Genomic DNA, 371 nt, shown 5'->3' with positions numbered 1-371 from the left:
TACGTCGACTACACGCTGTGGCAGCGCGCCCAGTTCGGCGAGCTTGCCGACGGCGGCAGCCGCATCGGCGCGCAGCTGGCCTACTGGCGCGACGCGCTGGCCGGGATGCCGGAGCGGCTGCAGCTGCCCACCGACCGGCCCTACCCTGCGGTGGCCGACCAGCGCGGTGCGGCCGTCGACGTGGACTGGCCGGCCGAGCTGCAGCAGCAGGTCGCGGGGCTGGCCCGCGAGCACAACGCCACCAGCTTCATGGTGGTGCAGGCCGCCCTGGCGGTGCTGCTGTCCAAGGTGAGCGCGAGTTCCGATGTGGCGGTGGGCTTCCCGATCGCGGGCCGGCGCGACCCCGCGCTCGACGACCTGGTGGGGTTCTT

Annotated in this window: 1 protein-coding gene; it reads left to right on the top strand. The window is 73.9% G+C overall.

Going from position 1 to position 371, the window contains the following annotated elements; translation table 11 throughout:
- On the top strand, window positions 1-371 hold a 371-nt coding region (locus OQ789_RS25865; RefSeq protein WP_324689278.1), incomplete at both ends, for a condensation domain-containing protein.

The sequence above is a fragment of the Mycobacterium sp. 94-17 genome (genome assembly GCF_035617725.1).
In the GTDB taxonomy this organism is placed as follows: domain Bacteria; phylum Actinomycetota; class Actinomycetes; order Mycobacteriales; family Mycobacteriaceae; genus Mycobacterium.
Note: the sequence above shows the minus strand (reverse complement) of the source record. Positions and strands in the feature narration are given on the sequence as shown.